At 71.1% G+C, this 6615-nt stretch carries 2 protein-coding genes; one reads left to right on the top strand and one right to left on the bottom strand.

Annotation, left to right across the window (positions count from 1 at the left end; all coding sequences use genetic code 11):
• The coding region (gene purH, locus V7D28_RS12715; protein WP_333587753.1) for a bifunctional phosphoribosylaminoimidazolecarboxamide formyltransferase/IMP cyclohydrolase at positions 1-1566 on the top strand (1566 nt) is incomplete at its 5' end.
• 83 nt (positions 1567-1649) lie between these two features.
• On the opposite strand, the gene V7D28_RS12710 is transcribed toward purH, so the two are convergent.
• Positions 1650-6500: an NAD-glutamate dehydrogenase gene (locus V7D28_RS12710; protein ID WP_333587752.1), complete on the bottom strand. Its 4851-nt coding sequence runs from the start codon at positions 6498-6500 to the stop codon at positions 1650-1652.
• Positions 6501-6615: the final 115 nt, after the last annotated feature.

The raw sequence follows: 6615 nt of genomic DNA, 5'->3' as shown, positions 1-6615 counted from the left end.
GTCCGCGCCCTGCTGTCGGTTTCCGACAAGACCGGCCTGGTGGAGGCGGCCCGCGCACTGTCCGAGATGGGGGTGGAACTGGTGTCCACCGGCGGCACCAAGGCTGCCATCGCCGCCGCCGGCCTGGCGGTGAAGGACGTGGCCGATCTGACGGGCTTTCCCGAGATGATGGACGGGCGGGTCAAGACCCTGCACCCGGTGGTCCACGGGGGTCTTCTGGGGGTGCGCGACGCCGCCCACCACGCCCAGGCCATGACCGAACACGGCATCGGCCCCATCGATATCGTCTATGTGACCCTCTATCCTTTCGAACAGACCGTGGCCGGCGGGGGCGACTTCGCCGCCTGCGTGGAGAATATCGACATCGGCGGGCCGGCCATGATCCGCTCAGCGGCCAAGAACCACGGTTATGTGGCCGTCTGCACCGAACGCGCCGATCTGGACGAGGTGATCGCCGCGCTGACGGCCTCCGGAGCCACCTCGCTTGCGCTGCGCAAGAGGCTGGCGGCCCGGGCCTATGCCCGCACTGCGGCCTATGACGCCGCCATCTCCCAGTGGTTCGCCCGCGAGCTTGCGGAGGAAGCGCCCCGGCGGCGCGCCTTCGCCGGCGAGCTGGTCCAGACCATGCGCTACGGCGAAAATCCGCATCAGGCCGCGGCCTTCTATCGCGACGGGTCCAGCCGCCCGGGCGTGGCCACCGCCACCCAGCTGCAGGGCAAGGCGCTCTCCTACAACAACATCGCCGACACCGACGCGGCCATCGAGCTGGCGGCCGAATTCGACCCCGCCGCCAGCGCCGCGGTGACCATCATCAAGCACGCCAATCCCTGCGGCGTAGCCCTGGGCGCCAGCCTGGCCGAGGCCTATGGCCGCGCCCTGCAGTGCGATCCCGTCTCGGCCTTCGGCGGCATCGTGGCGGTGAACCGGCGCCTGGACGCCGCGGCCGCCCGCGAGATCGTCAAGATCTTCACCGAGGTGGTGGTGGCCCCCGAGGCCGATGACGAGGCCGTCGAGATCTTCAAGAAGAAGAAGGATCTGCGCCTGCTGGTCACCGGCGGCCTGCCCGACCCGAAGGCGGCCGGGGTCACCTGGCGTCAGGTGGCCGGCGGCTTCCTGGTGCAGGGCCGCGACACCGCCCACATCACCGCCGCCGACCTGAAGATTGTGACCCGGCGCCAGCCCACCGAGGCCGAACTGCGCGACATGCTGTTCGCCTTCACCGTGGCCAAGCACGTGAAGTCCAACGCCATCGTCTACGCCAAGGACGGCCAGACCGCCGGCATCGGCGCCGGTCAGATGAACCGCAAGGACTCGGCCCGCATCGCCGCCATCCGCGCGGCCGAGGCCGCCGAAGCCGCCGGCCTGCCGGAGTCGCTCGCCAAGGGATCAGCCTGCGCGTCCGACGCCTTCTTCCCCTTCGCCGACGGCCTGATCCAGGCGGCCGAGGCCGGGGCCACGGCGATCATCCAGCCCGGCGGCTCCATCCGGGACGAGGAGGTGATCGCCGCCGCCGACGCCGCCGGCCTGGCCATGGCCTTCACCGGCGTGCGGGTCTTCCGGCATTAGAGCCTCAGAGACCTGGGCGCGTTTCGACCCGATAACCGGTTCCCACCTATCGGAACGCGCCCTGACGGGGCGGGCGGCCAGGATCAGTCCGCCGCCCGCACCAGTTCCCGCAGGGCGCCGCTGGCGATGGTCAGCTTGGCGAAGGTCCAGGGGCCCGGGGCCGCCTCGATCTCCCCGATGACCCGGCGGGCGGCCTCCACCGGCTGGGCGGCGGTCTTGGCCCAGGCCTCCACCGCCCGGCGGGCGGCGGCCTTGTCCTGGCCGGCCTTGGGGGCGCGGGCCAGGGCCATGACCGCCTTGGCCACCGTGGTCTGTTCGACCATCAGGTCCTCCACCAGCCGCCGGGTGGCCGCGCGCTCGAAGCTGTCGCCCGCCGCATGACCGCCGGCGGCAGCCCGCAGGCGATCGAAGCCGAAGGCCTCGGCCACCGCGTGATGGATCCTGGCCACGCAGTCGACAGGCCATTCGGAGGCCTCGGCCAGATCGGCCAGATCGGCGGCGATGGTCAGGGGCTGCAGGTCCACCACCGCCCGGGCCAGCTCGGCCGGCGCGCCGGCCTTGGTCAGCCGCTCGACGGCCTGATCCAGTTCGGCCTGCTCCACCGGCGTCAGCACGTCGGGGCTGAGCGCCTTGAGCACCTTGGCCGGCTCGGCGTAACGCTCCACGAGGTCGGCTACGCTGACCCCGCCCAGCCGCGCCCGGCGGGCCAGCCAGAAGGTCAGGCCCCGCTGATGGCGGGAAAGCTGGCGCAGCAGCATCAGCTGGGCCTTGGCGGGAACCTGGTTGTCCAGATCCTCCGCCGCCTTCCAGAGCTGGGCCAGATCCAGCACGGCGCGGGCGGCCTCATAGCCCACGAAGAAGGCCCGCGCGTCGCAGCCGGCCGCCGCCATCAGGCGTTCGGGGAAGCTTGGGCCGCAGCGGTTGACCACGTCATTGGCCACGACGGTGGCGATGATTTCGCGCCGCAGCCGGTGGCGGCGCATGGGCTCCGCATACTGCCGCAAGGGGGCCGGGAAATAGCCCTCCAGCACGCGCTCGAACCAGGGATCGTCGGGGACGTCGGTCTCCACCATCTCCCGGAAGAGCTGGATCTTGCCATAGGCCATGAGCACGGCCAGTTCCGGCCGGGTGAGGCCCTGGCCGGCCTCCTGGCGCTGGGCGATGCCCGCCGCGTCGGGCAGGCCCTCCACCGCCCGGTCCAGCCGCCCCAGGGATTCCAGCCGGCTCATGAAGCGGGCATGGGGCTCCAGTTCGCCCACGGAATCCATTTCCAGCAGGGAGAGGGCCTGGGTCTGGTCGTAATTGTGCTCCAGCACATGGCGGGCCACATCATCGACCATGGCCCGCAGCAGGTCGTCGCGATCGGGCCGTGACAGCTCGCCCGCCCGCTCCACCATGCCGGTGAGGATCTTGATGTTCACCTCGTGGTCGGAGGAGTCCACGCCGGCGGAATTGTCGATGGCGTCGGAGTTCACCCGCCCGCCGCGCTCGGCGAAGGCGATGCGGGCCGCCTGGGTCAGGCCGAGATTGGCCCCTTCACCCACCACCTGACAGCGCAGGGCCTCGGCGTCGATACGCACCGGGTCATTGGCCTTGTCGCCCACATCGGCATGGCTCTCGGCCCTGGCTTTCACATAGGTGCCGATCCCGCCCAGATAGAGCAGTTCGGCGCGGGCCTTGAGGATGGCGCTGATCAGCTCGGCCGGCGTCAGGGCCTCGGCGTCCAGGTCGAGCATGGCCCGCATCTGGTCGGTCAGGGGGATGGACTTCTGGCTGCGGGGAAAGACCCCCCCGCCGGCCGAGATGCAGCCCCGGTCATAGTCGTCCCAGGACGACCGCGGCAGGGCGAACAGACGCTCCCGCTCGGCGAAGCTGGCCGCCGGATCGGGCTCGGGATCGATGAAGATATGCCGGTGGTCGAAGGCCGCCAGCAGGCGGATCTGGCGCGACAGCAGCATCCCGTTGCCGAACACGTCGCCGGACATGTCGCCCACCCCCACCACGGTGAAGGGCTCGGACTGGATGTCCTTGCCCAGTTCGCGGAAGTGGCGTTTGACCGCCTCCCAGGCCCCGCGGGCGGTGATGCCCATGGCCTTGTGGTCATAGCCGGCCGAACCGCCCGAGGCGAAGGCGTCCCCCAGCCAGAAGCCGTAGGATTCGGCCAGGCCGTTGGCGATGTCGGAGAAGGTGGCCGTGCCCTTGTCGGCGGCCACCACCAGATAGGGATCATCCCCTTCGTGGGCGACCACGGCGTCGGGGCGGATCACCTCGCCCTCCGGGGTCAGGTTGTCGGTGATGTCCAGCAGGCCGCGCAGGAAGGTCTTGTAGGCCTCGATGGCCGCAGCCCGCACCGCCTCGGGCGATCCGCCGTCGGGCAGGGCCTTGGGATAGAAGCCCCCCTTGGCGCCCACCGGCACGATCACCGCATTCTTCACCTGCTGGGCCTTGGCCAGGCCCAGAACCTCGGTGCGGAAGTCGTCGCGGCGGTCGGACCAGCGCAGCCCCCCGCGAGCCACCGGCCCGAAGCGCAGATGCACCCCCTCAACCTGGGGCGACCAGACATAGATCTCGCGGAACGGCTTGGGGGCCGGCAGGTCGGCCAGGGACTCGCTGGCCACCTTGAAGCTGATATAGGCCCGCGGCGCCCCGTCCTCATTCTGCTGATAGTAGCTGGTGCGCACGATGGCCTGGACCAGCAGGGCCATGCGCCGCAGGACCCGGTCGTCGTCCAGGCTTTCCACCTGCTGCAGGGCCTCGGTGATCTCGGCCATCACCGCATCGGCCTGGGTCTGGCGCTCGGCCGGTTCGGCGCGGATGGCCGGATCGAAGCGGATGCGGAAGAGGTCGAGGATCAGGCGCGTCACCCCCGGATGACGGCTGAGCGCCGCTTCCTGGGACCGCTGCGACGGATCAAGCCCGCTCTGCTGGCGGTAGCGCGCCAGAGCCCGCACCAGGGCCGCTTCGCGCCAGCTGATGGCCAGCTCCAGCACCAGCCGGTTGAAGCCGTCATTCTCGGCTTGGCCGCACCAGACCGCCACGAAGGCGGATTCGAAGGCCGACTTCACCTCGTCGAAGATCAGGTGCTCGCCCCGGGGATCGTCCAGTTCGAACTCGTGGACCCAGACCACGCCCGACCCGGCCGGACGCACCGGGAAGCCGGCCTCGACGATGGCCTTCAGGCCCATATTCTCCAGGATCGGCAGCACGTCGGCCAGGGGGGCCGGCGTCTCCGGACGATAGAGCTTGAAGCGGAAGTGGCGCGGACCATCGCCGTCCAGGCGGAAGGCCCGGACCCGCACGGCCTCGCCGGCCGCCAGGCCGTCGATGACCCCCATGTCCCTCAGGGCCTCGGCGGCGTCATAGCGGTCGCGATAGCCGGCGGAGAAGGCCGCCCCGTACCGCGTCAGGCGCTCGGCGGTCTCTGCGGCCGGGCGATCGAGCTCGCGCACGGCGGCCTCGAACCGGTCGCCCCAGGTGCGGGCCGCCTCGGCGATGGCGGCCTCCACCGCGGCCAGATCCGGCTCGCTGTGCCCGCCCGGCTGGAAGCCGATGATGAAGTGGACCCGCGCCAGCGGCGAGTCCGAGAAGCTCGGATAATAGGCCGACACCCGGCCGCCATAGGCCTCGGCCAGCAGCCGCCCGGCGACCTTGCGCAGGTCGGAGTCATAGCGCTCACGCGGGACGAACAGCAGCAGGGAGGCGAAGCGGTCGAAGGGGTCGCGGCGCTCGAACAGGCCCACCCGGGGCCGGTCGGTGAGATGGAGGATGCCCAGCGCATTGGCCAGGAGCTCGTCCTCGCTCATCTGGAAGAGCTCGTCGCGGGGATAGTTCTCGACGATGTTGCGCAGGCGCTTTTCGTTGTGACTGCCCGGCGCCTTGGCGGCCCGGGCGAGCGCGGCGACCGCCTTGGCCCGCAGCAGCGGGACCGCGCCCACGGGCTGGTCATAGGCCTCGGCGGTGAACAGGCCCACGAACCGCACCTCGCCCGAGGGCTTGCCGTCAGGGCCGTAGCGACGCACGCCCACATAGTCCATGTAGCCCCGCCGATGGACGCGGGAGCGCAGGTTGGACTTGGCCACGGTGACGCCGCTTTCGTCCTCCAGCCGCCGGGCGAGCTGGGCGGTGAGGACCGCCGGCTCGTTGGTCCGGCGCAGCACCCGGCGTTCGGGATCGCGCAGCACGCCCAGGCCGTCGGAGGGCTGGAACAGGGGCTCCTCGGCGGCGTAGTCGCCGCCCTCAAGCCTCGGATACTCATAGACGCGCGCGCCCAGGAAGACGAAGTTCTCCTGGTGCAGCCAGCGCAGGAAGGCGGCCTCTTCCTCCCGGCGCGGATGGGCCGGGGCCAGGGCCTCCAGCTCCGACAGGGTGCGCGACATCAGATCGAGCATGGCCGGGAAGTCGGCCACCGCCGCCCTTGCGTCGGCCAGAGCGGCCGCGACGCCGTCGAGCAGCTGCGCCTCGCGGTCGGCGCCCACCCGGTCGATATAGACCTCGATCAGGGATTCCCGGCGCAGCTCTCCATCGGCGCCGCGCCGGCCCTCAGCGTCCCGGCGCACCTCCACCACGGGGTGGAACATGGCGCGGACCTGGAAGCCCTGCTCGGCGATCTCGCCCATGACGCTGTCCACCAGAAAGGGGGCGTCGTCCTGCACCACCTCCAGCCGGTCCAGCTCGCACTCGGTAGCGTCGTCGCGACAGGCCCGGACGATCCGCATGAGCGGCGCAGCCCCGGGCCGGCTGTCGCCGAAACGCCAGAAGTCGGCCAGGTTGGCGGCCAGGTCGTCCAGGGAGAAGTCGGGCAGTTCGGCCGGAGCCACATCCTCGGCGGCCTGGACGGCGAAGGCGGCGAGCGCCGGGTCGGCCGTCTCCAACCGCGCCAGCAGGCGGGCCTGCAGATCTTCGCCGAGCACGACGGTCTTGTGGGGAGCATTCATCGCGCCGCCTCCTGTCCCCGGCGATCGGCGCGCTCAAGATCGCCAGCCCGGAAAACGAGAACGCCGCCGGAGGAGAGAGTCCGGCGGCGCCTGGCTCCGTCCTGGGGGGGGAGAG

This window comes from Phenylobacterium sp. (genome assembly GCF_036723115.1).
Classification (GTDB): Bacteria; Pseudomonadota; Alphaproteobacteria; order Caulobacterales; family Caulobacteraceae; genus Phenylobacterium.
Note: the sequence above shows the minus strand (reverse complement) of the source record. Positions and strands in the feature narration are given on the sequence as shown.